15 protein-coding genes and 1 riboswitch are annotated in these 17,882 nt (G+C 71.4%); of the genes, 11 read left to right on the top strand and 4 right to left on the bottom strand.

The features are described 5' to 3' along the window. Positions 1–48: 48 nt before the first annotated feature. From yidC to rpmH, 4 genes are read right to left on the bottom strand one after another with little or no spacing between them, the layout of a single operon-like run. The gene (gene yidC / locus V1260_RS06225) at positions 49–1,149 is read right to left on the bottom strand and encodes a membrane protein insertase YidC (protein WP_329745941.1); all 1,101 of its coding nucleotides are present in this window, start codon (positions 1,147–1,149) and stop codon (positions 49–51) included. Positions 1,150–1,186: 37 nt separating this feature from the next. Further along, positions 1,187–1,528 (bottom strand): membrane protein insertion efficiency factor YidD, encoded by a 342-nt coding sequence (gene yidD / locus V1260_RS06220; RefSeq protein WP_442878127.1) that lies wholly within the window; start codon positions 1,526–1,528, stop codon positions 1,187–1,189. Continuing rightward, a complete protein-coding gene (rnpA, locus tag V1260_RS06215) occupies positions 1,525–1,920 on the bottom strand; it encodes a ribonuclease P protein component (RefSeq protein WP_329745940.1) in 396 nt (131 codons plus the stop codon). Before rnpA ends, yidD begins: the two co-directional genes overlap by 4 nt. A gap of 34 nt (positions 1,921–1,954) precedes the next feature. Beyond that, the gene (gene rpmH, locus V1260_RS06210; protein WP_329745939.1) at positions 1,955–2,092 is read right to left on the bottom strand and encodes a 50S ribosomal protein L34; all 138 of its coding nucleotides are present in this window, start codon (positions 2,090–2,092) and stop codon (positions 1,955–1,957) included. 460 nt (positions 2,093–2,552) lie between these two features. On the opposite strand from rpmH, the gene dnaA reads away from it, so the two are divergent. The 11 genes from dnaA (at position 2,553) to V1260_RS06155 (ending at position 17,786) form a co-directional block, all read left to right on the top strand. After that, on the top strand, positions 2,553–4,265 hold the full coding sequence (gene dnaA / locus V1260_RS06205) for a chromosomal replication initiator protein DnaA (protein WP_329745938.1): 1,713 nt from the start codon (positions 2,553–2,555) through the stop codon (positions 4,263–4,265). A 542-nt stretch (positions 4,266–4,807) separates the two neighbouring features. Continuing rightward, the gene (gene dnaN, locus V1260_RS06200; RefSeq protein WP_329745937.1) at positions 4,808–5,932 is read left to right on the top strand and encodes a DNA polymerase III subunit beta; all 1,125 of its coding nucleotides are present in this window, start codon (positions 4,808–4,810) and stop codon (positions 5,930–5,932) included. A gap of 19 nt (positions 5,933–5,951) precedes the next feature. After that, on the top strand, positions 5,952–7,208 hold the full coding sequence (gene recF, locus V1260_RS06195; protein WP_329745936.1) for a DNA replication/repair protein RecF: 1,257 nt from the start codon (positions 5,952–5,954) through the stop codon (positions 7,206–7,208). A 7-nt stretch (positions 7,209–7,215) separates the two neighbouring features. Continuing rightward, on the top strand, positions 7,216–7,962 hold the full coding sequence (locus tag V1260_RS06190) for a DUF721 domain-containing protein (protein ID WP_329745935.1): 747 nt from the start codon (positions 7,216–7,218) through the stop codon (positions 7,960–7,962). 87 nt (positions 7,963–8,049) lie between these two features. After that, positions 8,050–8,179: riboswitch (FMN riboswitch) on the top strand. A gap of 115 nt (positions 8,180–8,294) precedes the next feature. Next, positions 8,295–9,350 carry a bifunctional diaminohydroxyphosphoribosylaminopyrimidine deaminase/5-amino-6-(5-phosphoribosylamino)uracil reductase RibD gene (gene ribD / locus V1260_RS06185; protein ID WP_329745934.1) on the top strand — a complete coding sequence of 352 codons (1,056 nt, stop codon included), beginning with the start codon at positions 8,295–8,297 and terminating at the stop codon, positions 9,348–9,350. A 17-nt stretch (positions 9,351–9,367) separates the two neighbouring features. Then, positions 9,368–10,009: a riboflavin synthase gene (locus tag V1260_RS06180; protein WP_329745933.1), complete on the top strand. Its 642-nt coding sequence runs from the start codon at positions 9,368–9,370 to the stop codon at positions 10,007–10,009. Continuing rightward, positions 10,006–11,277, top strand: coding sequence for a 3,4-dihydroxy-2-butanone-4-phosphate synthase (ribB, locus tag V1260_RS06175; protein ID WP_329745932.1), 1,272 nt, complete (start codon positions 10,006–10,008; stop codon positions 11,275–11,277). Before V1260_RS06180 ends, ribB begins: the two co-directional genes overlap by 4 nt. Then, a complete protein-coding gene (gene ribH, locus V1260_RS06170; RefSeq protein WP_329745931.1) occupies positions 11,274–11,738 on the top strand; it encodes a 6,7-dimethyl-8-ribityllumazine synthase in 465 nt (154 codons plus the stop codon). Before ribB ends, ribH begins: the two co-directional genes overlap by 4 nt. 463 nt (positions 11,739–12,201) lie before the next feature. Continuing rightward, positions 12,202–14,322: a DNA topoisomerase (ATP-hydrolyzing) subunit B gene (gene gyrB, locus V1260_RS06165; RefSeq protein WP_329745930.1), complete on the top strand. Its 2,121-nt coding sequence runs from the start codon at positions 12,202–12,204 to the stop codon at positions 14,320–14,322. A 78-nt stretch (positions 14,323–14,400) separates the two neighbouring features. Continuing rightward, a complete protein-coding gene (gyrA, locus tag V1260_RS06160; RefSeq protein ID WP_329745929.1) occupies positions 14,401–17,205 on the top strand; it encodes a DNA gyrase subunit A in 2,805 nt (934 codons plus the stop codon). A gap of 5 nt (positions 17,206–17,210) precedes the next feature. Further along, a complete protein-coding gene (locus V1260_RS06155; RefSeq protein WP_329745928.1) occupies positions 17,211–17,786 on the top strand; it encodes a DUF3566 domain-containing protein in 576 nt (191 codons plus the stop codon). Positions 17,787–17,882 lie beyond the last annotated feature (96 nt).

Below are 17,882 nucleotides of genomic sequence, written 5' to 3'. Positions count from 1 at the left end.
GGAAAGGGTGCGGGCCCGGGAGCGTCGATGCTCCCGGGCCGGCGGGGGTCAGCGGTTGCGCTTCTTCTTCGAGCGCTTCTGCTCGGGCTTGGTGGTCACGCCCGGCACCTCGCCGGCGGCCTCCTGGGCCTTGCGGCGCTCCTCGGCGGCCTGAGCGCGGGCGGCTCGGGCCTGCTCGAGCTTCTCCTGGTCCGAGAGCTTCTTGCCACCCTTGTTCTTGGAGGAGGGCTGGACGCGGAGGTTGCGCTCGGGCTCGGGATCCGGCTCGACGACCTTCTTCGGCGGCGTGAAGTCCAGCGGCTCGAGGCCCTTCCTCGCACGCTTGGCGTTGATCCGCTCCTGGCGGGCCTTCTCGGCGTCGGACCCGGGGGTCGGGGTCGCGCGGATGACGATGTACTGCTGGCCGAAGGTCCACACGTTGGTGGTGAGCCAGTAGATGAGCACACCGATCGGCATGCCCGGTCCCGTGATCACGTAGATGAACGGGAGCATGTACAGCATCATCTTCTGCGTGCTGGCCATGGGGCCCTCGAGGGCCGCCTTGGGCATGTTCTTCATGGTCAGCTCGCGTTGCGTGAAGAAGGTGACCGCACACATCGCGGCGATGATGACGCCCGAGAGGATGCGGGTCGTGAGGTCACCGGCGCCGGGGCTGAGGAAGGAGTCGGCGATGGTGACATTGCCGATGATCGTCGAGCTGCTCGCGGACTGCGCGAGCTCGGTGGTCAGCGGGCCGAAGGGCTCACCGGCCGCCGCCTGCGGCAGCTTGTTGAAGAGCACGCGGAAGAGGCCGAAGAAGATCGGCATCTGCAACAGGATCGGCAGGCAGGAGGAGAACGGGCTCGCGCCGGCCTCCCGGTAGATGGCCATGGTCTCCTCGGCCATCTTCTGCCGGGACTCCTGGTCCGTCTTGCCCTTGTACTTCTTCTGCACGGCCTGCAGCTCGGGCGAGACCATCTGCATCGCCCGGGAGGCGCGGATCTGGCGCACGAACAGCGGGATGATCAGTGTGCGGACCACCACCGTGAGGCCCACGATCGACAGCACCCACGTGATCCCGGAGTCCGCCTCCATGAAGAGGGACAGCAGTCGGTGGAACTGGACCATGAGCCATGCGACGGCCCATTCGATCGGATACAGGGGGTTCATCGGCCTGGTCTTCCTGCCGCACGGATGCGCATGTCGTTCATGCGAGGTGACGGCTCTGGTCGGGGGTCTCGGACAAGGGTAGGCCCTGCCCGGCTGGGTGCCGCAGTCGGCGTGGATTGGTCCACATGCCGGGGGCGGGCACGGGGTCGGGCCCTCCCCGGGTCAGGGGGTTGCAGCGCAGGATCCTCCAGGTGGTCAGGAGGGTCCCCTTGAGCGCACCGTGCACGCGCAGGGCATCCATGCCGTACTGCGAGCAGACGGGGTCGTACCGGCAGGCCGGCGGTGTGTACGGCGAGAGGCCGTGCTGGTAGGCGTGCACCAGCACGCGCAGGGCCCGACGGGGCAGGCCCAGGATCGCGCCGACGGGTCCGCCGCTCATCGCCGATCCTCGCTCCGCTGCTCGGAGGAGCGGGGCTCCAGCGAGCGGGCGAGCTTGCGGGAGGCGGCGCCGAGCGCCCCGTCGACCTCGGCCTCGAGCTCGGCGAAGGGCAGCTCCGCGATGCCCGGGAGTGTGCGCACCACTATCGCCGCGTCGGCCGGCAGCTCGCCGAGCCGGGGCCGCACGATCTCGCGCAGCCGACGGGTGACGCGGTTGCGGATCACGGCATTGCCGACCTTCTTGGACACGACGAATCCCACGCGGGGTGCCCCCGTCCCCTGCGGCAGCAGGGAAAGGTGCACGACCACGTGGGATCGGGCGCTGCGCACGCCACCTCGGGTGACGGCGCGGAACTCGTCGCCGGTGCGGAGCCGGTGACGGGACCAGGTCACGGGGCGTCCGTGCCGGTCACGTCCCTCCGGGACCTCAGGCCGAGAGCTCGGAGCGGCCCTTGGCGCGACGGGCGTTCAGGATGGCGCGGCCGGCGCGGGTGCGCATGCGGGCGCGGAAGCCATGCTTCTTGGCGCGACGGCGGTTGTTCGGCTGGAAGGTGCGCTTGGTCATCGGTTCTCCTCGGTCGTGGGCGCGGGATGCAACCCTCGAAGTGGTCTGGTCGTCTGCTGCACGAACGGGTTGTCCGGGCGCACCCGCCGGGGCGGGGCGGCTGCCGAAGGACCGATCCGACACCGGAGTGGATCCGCAGTGGACCCGGGGACCGTGATCGGGACGGCGCGCAGCGCTGACTGCACGATTTTAGGGGCGACCCCTGGGAGGGTCAACGCTCGGAGGCTCCCAGCGCCTGGTTGTGGCCCGATTCTCACTCTCCCTGACATCCCGTGCGGCGTTTCGTGCGGCCGACGACCCCGGCACGGCGCTATGCGCGGTCACCCCTGTGCTCCACGCCACCTGCCGGTGACTGGTTGAGCGAAGGGGACCGACCTCACCCGCTCCGTCCACACGCTCGGTCCACAATCCGCGGGCCATTGTGGAAAACTGGCCGGACCGCTGAACGCCAGGAGAGAGCATGCCGGACACGAACGTCGACGAGATCTGGGAGCGCACGCTCTCGACCCTGCGTCGCGACAGCACGGTCTCGCAGCGCGTCATCGCCCTGCTGACCCTCTCCCGCCTGATGGCCGTCGTGGCGGACACCGCCCTGCTCGCAGCGCCCTCCGTCTCGGCGAAAGAGCTGTTCGAGAACCGGATAGCCGGCTCCCTCAAGGCCGCGCTGAGCGAGTCCACCGGTCGCGACATCCGCTTCGCGGTGACCGTCGACGAGTCGCTGCTGCTCGAGGAGGACGACAAGGACGAGCTGCCGCCGGCCGCGAACCCCGTCGGCGGCGCTGCGACCTCGGCACCTTCGGTCGGACGTGCACATCCTGTGGACGACGTTGTGGACAACTCCGGCCGCGGTGTCCACAGCACCCCGTTCCGCCGCGATCGGGACAGCGGGTCGGTGCTGCCCGCGAGCGATCAGCCGGGCCGGGCCGCGATGCCCGGCTCCTCCTCCGCCGCGTCGGCCGGCGCCGAGTCCGGTGCGGAGGATCCCGTCTCCCGCTTCGGCCGCGGGACCGCCGCCGACCTCCCCGGAGCCTTCGACGGCTTCTCCGCGGTCACCGGCTCCTCGGCACCCTCTCCCGGGCCGGCCCCGCGGCGGGCCCCGTCGGGCACCTCGACCCTCGGCGAGGACTCGCGGCTCAACGCCAAGTACACCTTCGACACCTTCGTGATCGGCTCCTCGAACCGGTTCGCGCAGGCTGCGGCGTCGGCCGTGGCCGAGACCCCGGCGAAGGCGTACAACCCGCTGTTCATCTACGGCGGCTCAGGCCTGGGCAAGACCCATCTGCTCCACGCCGTCGGCCACTACGCCCAGAGCCTCTACCCGGACGTGGTGGTGCGCTACGTGAACTCCGAGGAGTTCACCAACGACTTCATCAACTCGGTGCAGTCCGGCCAGTTCGGCAAGGCCCAGGAGTTCCAGGCCCGCTACCGCGACATCGACATCCTGCTGATCGACGACATCCAGTTCCTGCAGCGGGCGCCGGAGACGATGGAGGCGTTCTTCCACACCTTCAACTCGCTCTACAACACGGACAAGCAGATCGTGATCACCTCCGACCTGCCGCCCAAGGAGCTCGGAGGCTTCGAGGACCGGATGCGTTCCCGGTTCGAGATGGGCCTGATGACCGACGTGCAGCCGCCGGACCTCGAGACCCGCATCGCCATCCTCCGCAAGAAGGTCGCGCAGGAGAACACCGGCGAGGTGCCCCACGAGGTCCTCGAGTACATCGCCTCGCACATCGCCACCAACATCCGTGAGCTCGAAGGGGCGCTGATCCGGGTTCAGGCGCTGCACTCGCTGTCCCGGCAGCCGATGGACGTCACCCTCGCCGAGAGCGTCCTGAAGGATCTGCTCTCCCATGACGACGGGGCCCAGATCACCGCGGCGACGATCATCGCGCAGACGGCCACCTACTACGGGCTGAGCGTCGAGGAGATCATCGGCACCGGCCGGTCGCGTCGGCTGGTCTCGGCGCGGCAGATCGGCATGTACCTGTGCCGGGAGTTGACGGACATGCCGCTGATCCGCATCGGCGAGGAGTTCGGCGGGCGCGACCACACCACGGTGATGCACGCGAACAAGAAGATCAGCGAGCTCATGAAGGAGCGTCGGGCGATCTTCAACCAGGTCACGGAGCTCACGGCGCGGATCAAGAGCTCGAACTCCGCGCGCTGAGCCGGTGAGGGCCCCGCAGGGAGCGACAAGGGGCAACGGAGCGCAGCGGAGAGCAGCAGCGAGCAATTGGAGAAGAACAGGCCAGGTCAGCGACCAGTTCTCCCCAACTGTGGATAACCCTGTGGACAGTGTGGATCGCGAAGCATAAGCGCAGGAGCGGTTGTGCACGGGCGAATGACAGGAATCGGTGGTCCTGGCCGATCGATGCACAACCCGCCCACGGACCGATCTCGCCGATCAACGATCCGTCCACTCTTGTCGTTCTCCGTACGACCTGCAGTGTTGCGGTGAATCCACAGGATCCACAGCTGTGAAGAAGAGGACTGTAGTTCAGTGCTCGTCGGGGATGTGGATGCGCGGACGGTGCCTAAACGCGGCGGGACGGAACCGAGACGCACGGATCCGACGACTCGCGCGAGCAGCCTGCGGGCGCCGAGAGCCGCGACTGTCAAGGATCACGACCGGTGTGTCGGCGGCATCGCGAGGAAACCGATACGCTGTCCCCCGATCTGGCATTCGACCACTGCGAAGGAGTGGCAACGGTGAAGTTCCACCTCGACCGCGGCGTCCTCGGCGACGCCGTCACCTGGGCCACCCGCACCCTCCCCGTCCGTCCGGCGATGCCGATCCTGCAGGGCGTGCGGATCGTCGCCGACGCGAGCGGCGAGCTGCAGCTCTCGACCTTCGACTACGAGGTCAGCGCGCAGATCCGGCTCGATGCCGAGGTCGAGCAGCCCGGTGAGGTCCTGGTCCAGGGGCGCATGCTCTCGGACATCGTCCGCGCCCTGCCGAACAAGGACGTCTCGATCGCCCTCGAGGGCACGAAGCTCCAGGTCCGCTGCGGCAGCGCCCGCTTCGCCCTCGCGACCCTGCCCGTCGAGGAGTACCCGCAGCTGCCGGCCATGCCGCCGGTCGCCGGCTCCGTCGCGGCGGACGTCTTCGCCGAGGCGATCTCCCAGGTCACCGTCGCCGCCTCCAAGGACGACACCCTCCCGCTGCTCACCGGCGTGAAGGTCGAGATCGCGGGCGAGACCATGACTCTGATGGCCACCGACCGCTACCGCCTGGCGCTGCGCGAGCTGACCTGGAACCCCTCGACTCCGGGCACGGAGCTCACCGCCCTCGTGCGCGGCCGCACCCTGCACGAGGTGGCCCGCTCGATGTCCACCGGCGGGAGCGTCGAGATCGCCCTGACCGAGGACTCCTCCGCGAACCTGATCGGTTTCGAGGCCGGCGGCCGGCGCACCACCTCGACCCTGGTCGACGGCGAGTACCCGCCCGTGCGCCGCCTCTTCCCCGACACCACCGCCATCACCGCCGTCGTCGCGACCGGCGCGCTGATCGACGCGGTCAAGCGCGTCTCCCTCGTGGCCGAGCGCAACACCCCCGTGCGACTGTCCTTCACCGAGGGCCAGGTCGCCCTCGAGGCCGGCGCCGGCGACGACGCCCAGGCGAGCGAGGTGCTCGAGGCACAGCTCGAGGGTGAGGATCTCGTGGTGGGCTTCAACTCCGGCTTCCTGCTCGACGGCCTCGGCGCCCTGGGCACCGAGTTCGCGCGGCTGACCTTCACCGACTCCATCAAGCCGTCGGTGATGAGCGGTCAGGACTCCCTCGAGGGAGCCCCTGACACCTCGTACAAGTACCTGATCATGCCGATGCGGATCTGAGCGCGGGAGCTCCTTCTCCGTGCAGCTGACCGCCCTCGATCTCACCGACTTCCGCTCCTACCAGCGCCTCGAGCTGCCTGTGCAGAGCGGGATCACGGTCCTGGTGGGTCCGAACGGCCAGGGCAAGACCAATGTCGTCGAGGCCCTCTGGTACCTCGCGACCCTGTCCAGCCACCGGGTCCCGCACGATGCCGCGCTCGTCCACCGCGGCTCGGCGACCGCGATCATCCGCGCGAGCCTCCTTCGCGCCGGGCGGCCCCTCCAGGTCGACCTCGAGATCACTCCGGGCCGCTCCAATCGAGCCCGGGTCCAGGGGCAGAACGTCTCCCGTCTCCGCGACCTCCTCGGCGAGGTCCGAGCCGTGCTCTTCGCCCCCGAGGACCTCGGCCTGGTCAAGGGGGATCCCGAGGGGCGACGCCGCTTCCTCGACGAGCTCCTCTTCGAGATCGCCCCGCGCTTCGCCGGCGTGAAGGCGGACTACGACCGCGTGCTCAAGCAGCGCTCGAACCTCCTCAAGCAGATGCGCTCGATGCGCCGCGGCGGCAGCGGGCGCAGCGTCGGCGGGCTCGACCCGGCGGAGTCCGCGGCGAGCACCCTCGAGGTCTGGGACCAGCAGCTCGCCCGCTTCGGCGCCGAGCTGCTGCGCGCGCGACTGCACCTGGTCAACCGGCTGCGTCCGCATCTCGGCTACTCCTACCTGCGGGTCGCGACCGACGAGGGCGCCGAGCAGTCGCTCGACCTGCCGCCCGGGCAGCGCGGCGAGGTGACGTCCCCCGCCGACGTCGCCTACCGGTCGGCCGTCCTGGACCATCTCGGCACCGCGCCCGGGGAGCTGCCCGGCACCCGGGAGATCCACGACGCCCTGCTGGCGCTGCTCGCCGAGCGCCACGAGGAGGAGATCGACCGCGGGGTGACCCTCGCCGGCCCCCATCGCGACGACCTCGAGATCCGCCTGCACGACTTCCCCGCCAAGGGCTATGCGAGCCATGGCGAGTCCTGGTCGCTGGCCCTCGCCCTGCGGCTCGCCAGCTACGACCTGCTGCGTCTCGAGGAGGGCGACCTCGGCGACGGGGAGCCGATCCTCATCCTCGACGACGTCTTCAGCGAGCTCGACGTGCACCGGCGCGAGCGCCTGGGCCGCATCGTCACCGGCGCCTCGCAGGTGCTGATCACGACCGCCAACGACAGCGACATCCCGGACTCCCTCACCGGCGAGATCCACCTGGTCGACGTCACCCTCGGCGCGGCCGTCCCGCGGACGAGCGGCTCCTGGTGAGCACCCGATGACCGAGCGCCCGGCCGCCTCGCGCCGTCCCCGGCTCGCGAATCCGTACGACCTCTCCACCTGGAGTGGGGCGCCCCGGCCGGAGCCGACGGACGAGGATCCCGTCCGGGAGGACCGCTCCCGTGAGGTCCCTGTCCGTGAGGTCCCCGCCCGGCCGGATCGCCCTCGGGCGGATCGCGGACCCGCGGCCGACGAGGACCCCGTCGACCCGCCTGCGCCCCCCGTGCCGTCGGACCCCTTCGAGCTGGCCCGCCGCACCGTGAACCGCTCCCGCGCCGCCGCCCGCGACCGCGGCCTCTACCCGATCTCGGCGAAGACACAGGCCCGTGACGTGCGCGATCGCTCCACGAGGGCGCCCGGCTACTCCGGCGCCCGGCCCGATCCCCGCGACCCGCAGGGCATCGAGTCGGTGCTGCGCAAGGTCCTCGGGAACCTGGGCTGGACCGCGGGGATGAACACCGGGCGTGTGCTCGAGGAGTGGGACGAGATCGTCGGCGAGCGGATCAGCACCCACTGCCGCCCCGTCTCCTTCGAGGACGGGGTGCTCGTGGTGAGCGCCTCCTCCTCCGCCTGGGCCTCCCAGCTGCGCCTGCTTACCCCGCAGCTGATCACCACGATCGAGGAGCACGTCGGCTCGCACGTGGTCTCCGAGCTGCGGGTCACCGGCCCGGCCGCCTCCCAGCGCACCTGGAAGAAGGGCCGCCGCACCGTGACCTGGAGGGGACCGCGCGACACCTACGGGTGACCCGCTCTCGCCGCCGTTCGTCCCCGGTCATGCCCGCGAGGCGCCCTGGTCCGGACTGCTACCGTGGTCGGTGACGAGCTGAGAAGCTCGCGTGCACTGGGGTCGGTGAAATTCCGAGCCGGCGGTGACAGTCCGCGACCCGATGGCCTCTGGCCCTCGGTTGACCAGGTGGAACTCCTGGACCGACGGTGAGAGTCCGGATGGGAAGCGCACGCGATGTCGCCCTGTGGCGACCGCTCGGCGTCCCCTCGCGGGACGCCGCGGTCCCCGTGCAGGGCGACGTCCCGACGCCCCTTCGTCCGGTCCGTGAGCGACCGACCGGAGGAGCGCACATGATCACCCCCGCCGAGGAGCGAGCGCTCGAGCGCGCCCTCGACCTCGCCCCCGGCCCGCCGGGGAGCGATCCCGTCCCGGCCGGACCGAACCCCCGCGTGGGCTGCGTGATCCTCTCCGCCGACGGCGAGGTGCTGGCCGAAGGATGGCATCGCGGGGCGGGCAGCGCCCACGCCGAGGTCGACGCGCTGTCCCGGCTCAGCGGCCCTGCCCCCGGCGGGACCGCCGTCGTGACCCTCGAGCCCTGCGCCCACCGCGGACGCACCGGACCCTGCACCGAGGCCCTGCTCGCAGCCCGGATCCGGCGCGTCGTCATCGCCCGCCGGGACCCGAACCCCCTCGCCGCGGGCGGACTCGAGCGTCTGCGCTCTGCCGGGATCGAGGTCGAGCTGCTCCCCGTCGGGCCGCTCCACGACCGCGCCCGGGAGCTCCTGCGCGGCTGGGAGCACGGGCTGATCCACTCCCGCCCCCTCGTCACCGGGAAACTCGCCCTCACCCTCGACGGCCGCATCGCGGCGGCCGACGGGACGAGCCGCTGGATCACCGGGGAGGCCGCGCGCGCCGAGGTCCACGAGCTGCGGGAGCGCTGCGACGCGGTGCTCGTCGGCACCGGCACCGCCCGCGCGGATCGCCCCCGGCTCACCGCGCGCACGGCCGACGGCGCCCCCATTCGGCGCCAGCCGCTGCGCGCCGTCATGGGGCGGACGGCCCGCGTCGAGCTGCTCGCCCCCGACCCGGCGGCGGGCCCGGCCCTCGCGCTGCCCACCCGTGATCCCGCCGCAGCGCTCGCCGAGCTCTTCGCCCGCGGCGTCCGCCAGGTGCTCGTCGAGGGCGGCGCGACCCTCGCCGCGGCCTTCTTGGCGGAGGGGCTGGTCGACGAGCTGATCGTCCACCTCGCCCCCACCCTCCTCGGCGCCGGCACCCCCGCCGTCGCGGACCTCGGCATCACCACCCTCGCCGACCGGCTCGACCTCGACCTGGTCGAGGCCCGCCCCCTGACCTCGGCGGACGGTCGCACCGACCTCCGCCTCCTGCTGCGCCCCCGCGCGGCGTGACCCCCGAAAGGACCGTCATGTTCACCGGAATCATCGAGGAGCTCGGCACGATCGAATCCCTCGAGCACCCCCAGGAAGTCCCCGCGGATCCGTCGGCCCCAGGCCGCCCCGCGCGTCTGCGGATCCGCTCGCCCCGTGTGCTCGAGGGGGTCCGCCTCGGCGACTCGATCGCCGTCGACGGCTGCTGCCTGACCGTCACCTCCCACGACGGGACCACCTGGACCGCCGACGTCATCGCGACCACCCTCGCCGCGACGACCCTCGGCTCCCGCGCACCCGGCGACCGGGTCAACCTCGAGCGCTGCGTGCGGGCCGACGGGCGGCTCGACGGACACATCGTCCAGGGACACGTCGACGGCGTCGGCCGGATCACCGGTCGCACCGAGGCGGGCGGCACGACCCTCCTGTGCCTCGAGCTCCCGGACGGCCTCGAGCGGTACGTCGTGGACCGCGGCTCCCTCGCCGTCGACGGGGTGAGCCTGACCGTCGCGGGGATCACCGGCGCGGAGGTCAGCATCGGCCTGATCCCCGAGACCCTCGACCGCACCACCCTCGGCCGGCGGACCGTGGGCGACGTGGTCAATCTCGAGGTGGACGTGCTGGCGAAGTACGTCGAGCGGCTCGCCGGCGGGCTGCTGCCGACGGGGGCGGACCGATGAGCGGCCTGCGTCTGGACCCCGTCGGCCGTGCCGTGGAGGAGATCGCGGCCGGTCGACCGGTGGTCGTGGTCGACGATGCCGATCGCGAGAACGAGGGCGACCTGATCCTCGCCGCCGAGTGCGCCACCCCCGAGCTGATCGCCTTCGCGGTGCGCCACTCGAGCGGGCTGCTCTGCGCGCCGATGGAGGCCGCACGGGCCGACTGGCTCGAGCTGCCGCTCATGGTCGAGCACAGCACCGACCCCCTGCGCACCGCGTACACCGTGAGCGTCGACGCCGCCGCCGGTGTCACCACCGGCATCTCGGCCGCGGACCGCGCCCGCACCCTCCGCGTGCTCGGCGGGGCGGGAACCTGCGCCGCCGATCTCATCCGCCCCGGGCACGTGCTGCCGCTGCGCGCTCGACCGGGCGGGGTGCTCGAGCGTCGCGGACACACCGAGGCCGCGGTCGACCTCGCCCGCCTCGCGGGACGTGAGGCCGTGGGGATGATCGTCGAGCTGGTCCACGACGACGGGACGATGATGCGCGGTCCGGCGCTGCGGGACTTCGCCGATCGGCACGGCCTGGCCCTGATCTCGATCGAGGCCCTCGTCGCCCATCGCCGGGAGATCGAGGAGACCGACCTGCTGGTCGTCGAGGAATCCGCCCTGCAGGTCACCGCACCGGTCCCGCTGCCCACGCCGCACGGCCTCTTCTCGGCGCTCGCCGTGACCGACGGCGCCGCCGAGCACCTCGTGCTCGTCCTCGGCGAGGTCGACGCGCCGGGGCCGGTCCTCACCCGGGTGCACTCCGAGTGCGTCACCGGGGACGTGCTCGGCTCGCACCGCTGCGACTGCGGCCCGCAGCTGCAGGAGTCCCTCGCCCGGATCGCCGACCGCGGCCGCGGCGTGCTCGTGCTGCTGCGCGGCCACGAGGGGCGGGGCATCGGCCTCGCGCAGAAGCTGCGGGCCTACGCCCTGCAGGATGCCGGCCGCGACACCGTCGAGGCGAACCTCGACTTGGGCCTGCCCGTCGACGCCCGCGACTTCTCCGTCGTGCCGCGGATCCTCGCGCACCTCGGCGTCGGCGCGGTCGACCTGCTCACCCACAACCCCGACAAGGTCGAGGCGCTGCGCGCCGGCGGGGTCGACGTGCACGGCGTCGTCGACCTCGACCCCCACCCCACCCCCGAGAACCTCACCTATCTCACCACCAAGCGGGACCGCCTGGGACATCGCCTGATCGGCCTCCCCTCGACCCGCACCCTCACGAACGGAGACCCCTCATGAGCGGACACGGCGCCCCCGCCCCGCAGCTCACCGCCCGCCCCGGCACCCGACTCGCCGTCGTCGCCGCCTCCTGGCACCGCGAGGTGATGGACGGCCTGCTCGCCGGCGCGCTCGCTGCGGCCCGCGAGGCCGGCGTCGAGCCGACGGTGGTGCGCGTCCCCGGATCCTTCGAGCTGCCGGTGGTCGCGGACCGGCTCGCCCGCACCCACGACGCGGTCGCGGCGCTCGGCGTCGTGATCCGCGGCGGGACCCCGCACTTCGACTACGTGTGCGCGGCGGCGACCGACGGGCTCTCCCGGGTCGCCCTGGACCACGGCGTCCCCGTCGGTTTCGGCTTGCTGACCTGCGACGACGAGGAGCAGGCGCGTGATCGCGCCGGGCTTCCCGGATCCCGCGAGGACAAGGGGCGCGAGGCGGTCGCGGCGGCTCTGGAGACGGCCGCGGTCCTCGCCGCGCTCTGATCCGGCGGCGGATTCCCCTGCGGCTCGGGGGCGGCTCGGTGACGGCTTGGTCACCGTCCAGTCATCGTCTTGGGGGTCGCGATCGCAGACGCGCCTGTGCCGCGCGAGGGGGTCGGGAGGTGTACGGGACCTCGTCCGAGGACCCCCGGACCCCGTCCAGAGGCCGTTCCAGGCCGCCTGGGAGGCTCTCCGCGGTGACTTCTCCACAGGAACGGGGCGTCGAATAGGTTTCACGCCCCTCCTCCGATAGAATCGGCGGAGGTTCGGCCGACGTCCCTGACGTCCCGGTGGACTGCGAAGCCGTCGGTTCGAGCACAGCGGCCTCCGGGGCCCGCGCGCGCGTGCGCGCGAGGACTCCGCGGGCCGTTCGCGCGTCGGACCGCGGGCCGCTCCCCGTGCCCGGTCGAACCGCCCCCGGTCGCTCTCCCGATCGGGGACCGAGGACAGCGAGGAGCCACACCAGGTGAGCGACAGCGACCGACCCATGCCCGAGCAGGATGCGCCCCAGGGCGTGCCGGATCCCGTCCCCGCGGCGGAGCCGGCACCGGATCCCGGACTCAGCGCGGGCGAGAAGGCGGCACGCTCCCCCGAGCACTACGACGCCTCGGACATCACCGTCCTCGAGGGACTCGAGGCGGTCCGCAAGCGCCCCGGCATGTACATCGGCTCCACCGGGGAGCGTGGCCTGCACCACATGGTGCAGGAGATCGTCGACAACTCCGTGGACGAGGCCATGGCCGGTCACGGCGACTCCATCGAGGTGTACCTGCTGGCCGACGGCGGCGTGCGCGTCGTCGACCACGCCCGCGGCATCCCCGTCGCCATGCACCCCACCGAGAACAAGCCCGCGGTCGAGCTGGTCCTCACCGTGCTGCACGCCGGCGGCAAGTTCGGCGGCGGCGGCTACGCCGTCTCGGGCGGTCTGCACGGCGTTGGCTCCTCCGTGGTCAACGCCCTGTCCACCCGGATGGAGGTCGAGATCCGCCGCGACGGCCACGTGTGGCGCCAGGCTTACTCCCGCGGCGTGCCCGAGGCCCCGCTGGACAAGGGCGAGGCGAGCGAGGAGACCGGCACCACCATCACCTTCTGGGCCGATGGCGAGATCTTCGACGAGACCGTCTACGACTTCGAGACCCTGCGCAAGCGGTTCCAGCAGATGGCCTTCCTCAACAAGGGGCTGCGCATCGCGCTGACCGACGAGCGCACCCCCGACCCGCAGGACGAGGAGGACGCCGACCTCGTCGACGTCGAGCTCGAGGCCGAGGGCAAGCAGACCGGACCCCGCACCGTCGCCTACCGCTACGAGCGCGGCCTGCAGGACTTCGTCGAGTTCATCAACTCCGCCAAGCGCGCCGAGGTGATCCACCCCGAGGTGATCTCCTTCGAGGCCGAGGACACCGACGCCCACATCAGCGTCGAGGTCGCGATGCAGTGGACCGGTTCCTACTCCGAGTCCGTGCACACCTACGCCAACACCATCAACACCCATGAGGGCGGCACCCACGAGGAGGGCTTCCGCAGCGCGCTGACCGCGATCGTCAACCGCTACGGCAAGGCCCAGGGCATCCTCAAGGAGAAGGACGCCAACCTCACCGGCGAGGACATCCGCGAGGGCCTCACCGCCGTCGTGTCCGTGAAGCTCGGCGAGCCCCAGTTCGAGGGCCAGACCAAGACCAAGCTGGGCAACACCATCGCCCGCACCTTCATGGTCAAGGTGATGACCGACCAGCTGCAGGACTGGTTCGAGTCCCACCCCGCGGAAGCCAAGGCCATCGTCGCCAAGAGCCAGGCCTCGGCGCTCGCCCGCGAGGCCGCGCGCAAGGCCCGCGAGGCGACGCGCCGCAAGTCCCCGCTGGAGACCGGCGGCATGCCCGGCAAGCTGCGCGACTGCTCCAGCCGCAACCCCTCCGAGTGCGAGATCTTCATCGTCGAGGGCGACTCCGCGGGCGGCTCCGCCGTGCAGGGCCGCGACCCGCGCACGCAGGCGATCCTCCCCATCCGCGGCAAGATCCTCAACGTCGAGAAGGCGCGGCTCGACCGGGCCCTGGACAACCAGGAGGTCCGCTCGCTGATCACCGCCTTCGGCACGGGCATCGGCGAGGACTTCGACGCGACCAAGCTGCGGTACCACAAGATCATCCTGATGGCCGACGCCGACGTCGACGGCCAGCACATCTGCACCCTGCTGCTGACCCTGCTGTTCCGCTACATGCGGCCGCTCATCGAGATGGGCCACGTGTTCATCGCCATGCCGCCGCTGTACCGCCTGAAGTGGTCCAACGCCCCACATGAGTACGTCTTCAGCGACGCCGAGCGGGACGAGCGGATGGCCGCCGGCCGTGCCGCCGGGCGCCGCATCCCGAAGGACAACGGCATCCAGCGCTACAAGGGCCTCGGCGAGATGGACTGGAAGGAGCTGCAGTCCACCACCATGGACCGCGAGTCCCGCACCCTCAAGCAGGTCACCGTGGACGAGGCCGCCGACGCGGACACCATCTTCTCCGTCCTGATGGGCGACGACGTCGAGTCCCGGCGCCGTTTCATCCAGGAGAACGCCAAGGACGTCCGCTTCCTCGACATCTGACCGTCGGCCCCGGCGCAGCGCCCCGCGCGCCCGGGACCCGTCCCCAGACCAGGCCCCACCCGAAAGGCCCTCCCTGCCATGAGCGACACCCCGCAGGACCCGACCGTTCCCGAGAATGGCTCCGAGCAGACCCCGTCCGCCGACTTCCCGTCGGCCGCCGGCACCCCCGCCCCGCCCGCCGGCCCGACGCCCGACGGCGCGACCGAGCTGAGCGCGGCCGAGGCCGCCGACCGCACCGTGACCCTCGTGGACCCCCTCGACGAGGGGGAGGTCGACCGGATCACCCAGGTCGACCTGAACCACGAGATGCAGCGCTCGTACCTCGACTACGCGATGAGCGTGATCGTCTCCCGCGCGCTGCCCGACGTGCGCGACGGCCTCAAGCCCGTGCACCGCCGCATCGTCTACGCGATGTACGACGGCGGCTACCGCCCCGACCGCTCCTTCTCGAAGTGCGCGAAGGTCGTCGGCGAGGTCATGGGCAACTATCACCCCCACGGCGACACCGCGATCTACGACGCCATGGTGCGCCTCGTGCAGCCGTGGTCGATGCGCTACCCGCTGATCCTCGGCCAGGGCAACTTCGGCTCCGCCGGCGACGACGGCGCGGCCGCCCCCCGGTACACCGAGTGCAAGATGGCGCCGCTGGCCCTCGAGCTGGTCCGCGACATCGACCAGGACACAGTGGACATGCAGGGCAACTACGACAACACCGTCGACGAGCCCTCGGTGCTGCCCGCCCGCTTCCCGAACCTGCTGGTCAACGGCTCCGCCGGCATCGCCGTGGGCATGGCCACGAACATCCCGCCGCACAACCTGCGCGAGGTCGCCGAGGCCGTCCAGTGGCTGCTGCAGAATCACGAGGCGACCAAGCCGGAGCTGCTCGAGGCGTGCCTGCGGTTCATCAAGGGCCCCGACTTCCCGACCGGCGCCACGATCGTCGGCACCAAGGGCATCGAGGAGGCATACCGCACCGGCCGCGGCTCCATCACCCAGCGCGCCGTGGTCTCCACCGAGGAGATCAACGGGCGCATGGCGCTCGTCGTCACCGAGCTGCCGTACCAGGTCAACCCCGACACCCTGGCCCGCAAGATCGCGGAGATGGTCAAGCTCGGCAAGATCCAGGGCATCGCCGACATCACCGACGAGACCTCGGGCCGCACCGGTCAGCGCCTGGTGATCACCCTCAAGCGTGACGCCGTGGCGAAGGTGGTGCTGAACAACCTCTACAAGCACACCCAGCTGCAGGAGAACTTCTCCGCGAACATGCTCGCGCTCGCGAACGGCGTGCCGCGGACCCTGTCGATCGACTCCTTCGTGCGCGAGTGGACGAAGCACCAGATCGACGTCATCGTGCGCCGCACCCGCTTCCGGCTGAAGAAGGCCGAGGAGCAGATCCACATCTACCGCGGCTACCTCAAGGCGCTCGACGCGCTCGACGAGGTCATCGCCCTGATCCGCCGCTCGCCCGACGCGGACCAGGCGCGCACCGGTCTGATGGAGCTGCTGGAGATCGACGAGGTCCAGGCCAACGCCATCCTCGCCATGCAGCTGCGCCGCCTGGCCGCCCTCGAGCGGCAGCAGATCATCGAGCGCCATGACGAGCTGCAGGCCCTCATCGAGGAGTACGAGGCGATCCTCGCCGACCCGGCGCGGCAGCGGCAGATCGTCTCCGAGGAGCTCACGGAGATCGTCGACAAGTACGGCGACGACCGCCGCACCCGGATCCTGCCCTTCGACGGCGACATGTCGATGGAGGACCTCATCCCCGAGGAGGACGTGGTCGTCACCATCACCCGCGGCGGGTACGTCAAGCGCACCCGCGCCGACCAGTACCGCGCGCAGAAGCGCGGCGGGAAGGGCGTGCGCGGCGCCTCGCTGCGGGCCGACGACGTGGTGGAGCACTTCTTCACCACCACCACGCACCGCTGGCTGCTGTTCTTCACCAACCAGGGTCGCGTCTACCGCGCCAAGGGCTACGAGATGCCGGAGGCTCCGCGCGACGCGAAGGGCCAGCACATCGCGAACCTCATGGCGTTCCAGCCGGACGAGCGCATCGCCTCGGTCCTCGCGATCGACAGCTACGAGGACGCCCAGTACCTCGTGCTCGCGACCCGATCCGGGCTCGTGAAGAAGACCGCCATGACCGCCTTCGACTCGAACCGCACCGGCGGCATCATCGCCATCAACCTGCGCGACGTCGACGGTCCCGACGGCACCCGCCCGGACCGCGTGATCGCCGCCCGCGCGGTCGACGCCGACGACCACCTGCTGCTCGTCTCCCGCAACGGCCAGTCCGTGCGCTTCCCCGCCGAGGACGAGGTGCTGCGCCCCACCGGCCGCGCCACCTCCGGCGTCACCGGCATGAAGTTCCGCCACGACGACGAGCTGCTCGCCATGGACGTGGTCCGTCCTGACCGATTCGTGGTCACGGTGACCGACGGCGGCTTCGCCAAGCGCACCTCGGTCGACGAGTACCGGGTGCAGGGTCGCGGCGGCCTCGGCATCCGCGTCGCCAAGCTGCCTGACGACCGCGGCCACCTGGTCGGCGCCGCGGTGGTCGACGAGACCGACGAGCTGCTGGTCGTCATGGAGCGCGGCCGCGTGGTCCGCTCCAAGGTGGCCGAGGTGCCGCCGAAGGGCCGCACCACCATGGGCGTCACCTTCGCCAAGCCTGACGCGGGCGACCGCATCCTGCTCGTCACCACGAGTCCCGAGTCCGAGGAGGACCTCGAAGAAGCTGCCGGGGCCGCCGGGGCCGACGGAGATGCTGTGGAGATCTCCGCGGCCGACGGCGACGCCTCCGCGCCCGCGGACAGCGATGATCTAGGCTCGGATCCGTCCGCCCCGTCCCCCGCGGGTGACGACGAGAACGAGGAGTGACCCCCATGAGCTCGAGCGACTCGAGGACGACCACGTCCGCCGAGGAGACGTCCAAGATGCCCGTGGTCGAGGATTCCGCGAGCTCGTCCCGCACCGGGAAGGGCTCCGGGAGCTCCGCGAAGGGTTCCGGGAGCACCTCGAAGGGCTCGGGGAACGCCGCGAAGGGCGCGAGCCGCAGCCCCGTCAAGGCGGCGGCGAGCCCCTCGACCGGGGAGCGCCGCGGCCCGCGCCGTGTGCGTCTGACCCTCTCGCGGATCGACCCGTTCTCCGTGATGAAGCTGTCGCTGCTGATCGGCATCGCCATCGGCATCGCGACCGTGGTGGCCGTCGCGCTGCTGTGGAACCTGGTGGACGCGGTGGGCCTGTGGGCCTCCATCGACCAGCTCGGTCGCGACCTCAACAGCGGCGACCCGCTGCCCTTCATGACCTTCTTCGAGTTCGAGAAGTTCTTCTCCTACGGCGTGATCGTGGCCGTGGTGAACGTCGTGATCATCACCGCGCTCGGCACGCTGCTGGCCTTCCTCTACAACCTCGTCGCCGCCCTGCTCGGCGGCCTCCGGATGACCTTCACCGACGAGTGACCCCCGGGGCCCCGCCCCACCCCGCGGCCCGGCCCCGCCTCACCCCGCACCACGGTGGGGGGGGGGGGGGGGGTCTTGGGAAGGGGGTCGGCAATG

The organism is Brachybacterium sp. J144, from assembly GCF_036321705.1.
Classification (GTDB): Bacteria; Actinomycetota; Actinomycetes; order Actinomycetales; family Dermabacteraceae; genus Brachybacterium.
This window is presented reverse-complemented; position numbering and strand designations above follow the sequence as displayed.

Coding starts and splice junctions, on each gene's coding strand:
- gyrA (WP_329745929.1), top strand. CDS start 14,401: ATGAGCGACACCCCGCAGGACCCGACCGTTCCCGAGAATGGCTCCGAG.
- ribB (WP_329745932.1), top strand. CDS start 10,006: ATGAGCGGCCTGCGTCTGGACCCCGTCGGCCGTGCCGTGGAGGAGATC.
- V1260_RS06155 (WP_329745928.1), top strand. CDS start 17,211: ATGAGCTCGAGCGACTCGAGGACGACCACGTCCGCCGAGGAGACGTCC.
- dnaA (WP_329745938.1), top strand. CDS start 2,553: ATGCCGGACACGAACGTCGACGAGATCTGGGAGCGCACGCTCTCGACC.
- yidC (WP_329745941.1), bottom strand. CDS start 1,149: ATGAACCCCCTGTATCCGATCGAATGGGCCGTCGCATGGCTCATGGTC.
- V1260_RS06190 (WP_329745935.1), top strand. CDS start 7,216: ATGACCGAGCGCCCGGCCGCCTCGCGCCGTCCCCGGCTCGCGAATCCG.
- ribD (WP_329745934.1), top strand. CDS start 8,295: ATGATCACCCCCGCCGAGGAGCGAGCGCTCGAGCGCGCCCTCGACCTC.
- V1260_RS06180 (WP_329745933.1), top strand. CDS start 9,368: ATGTTCACCGGAATCATCGAGGAGCTCGGCACGATCGAATCCCTCGAG.
- yidD (WP_442878127.1), bottom strand. CDS start 1,528: ATGAGCGGCGGACCCGTCGGCGCGATCCTGGGCCTGCCCCGTCGGGCC.
- rpmH (WP_329745939.1), bottom strand. CDS start 2,092: ATGACCAAGCGCACCTTCCAGCCGAACAACCGCCGTCGCGCCAAGAAG.
- ribH (WP_329745931.1), top strand. CDS start 11,274: ATGAGCGGACACGGCGCCCCCGCCCCGCAGCTCACCGCCCGCCCCGGC.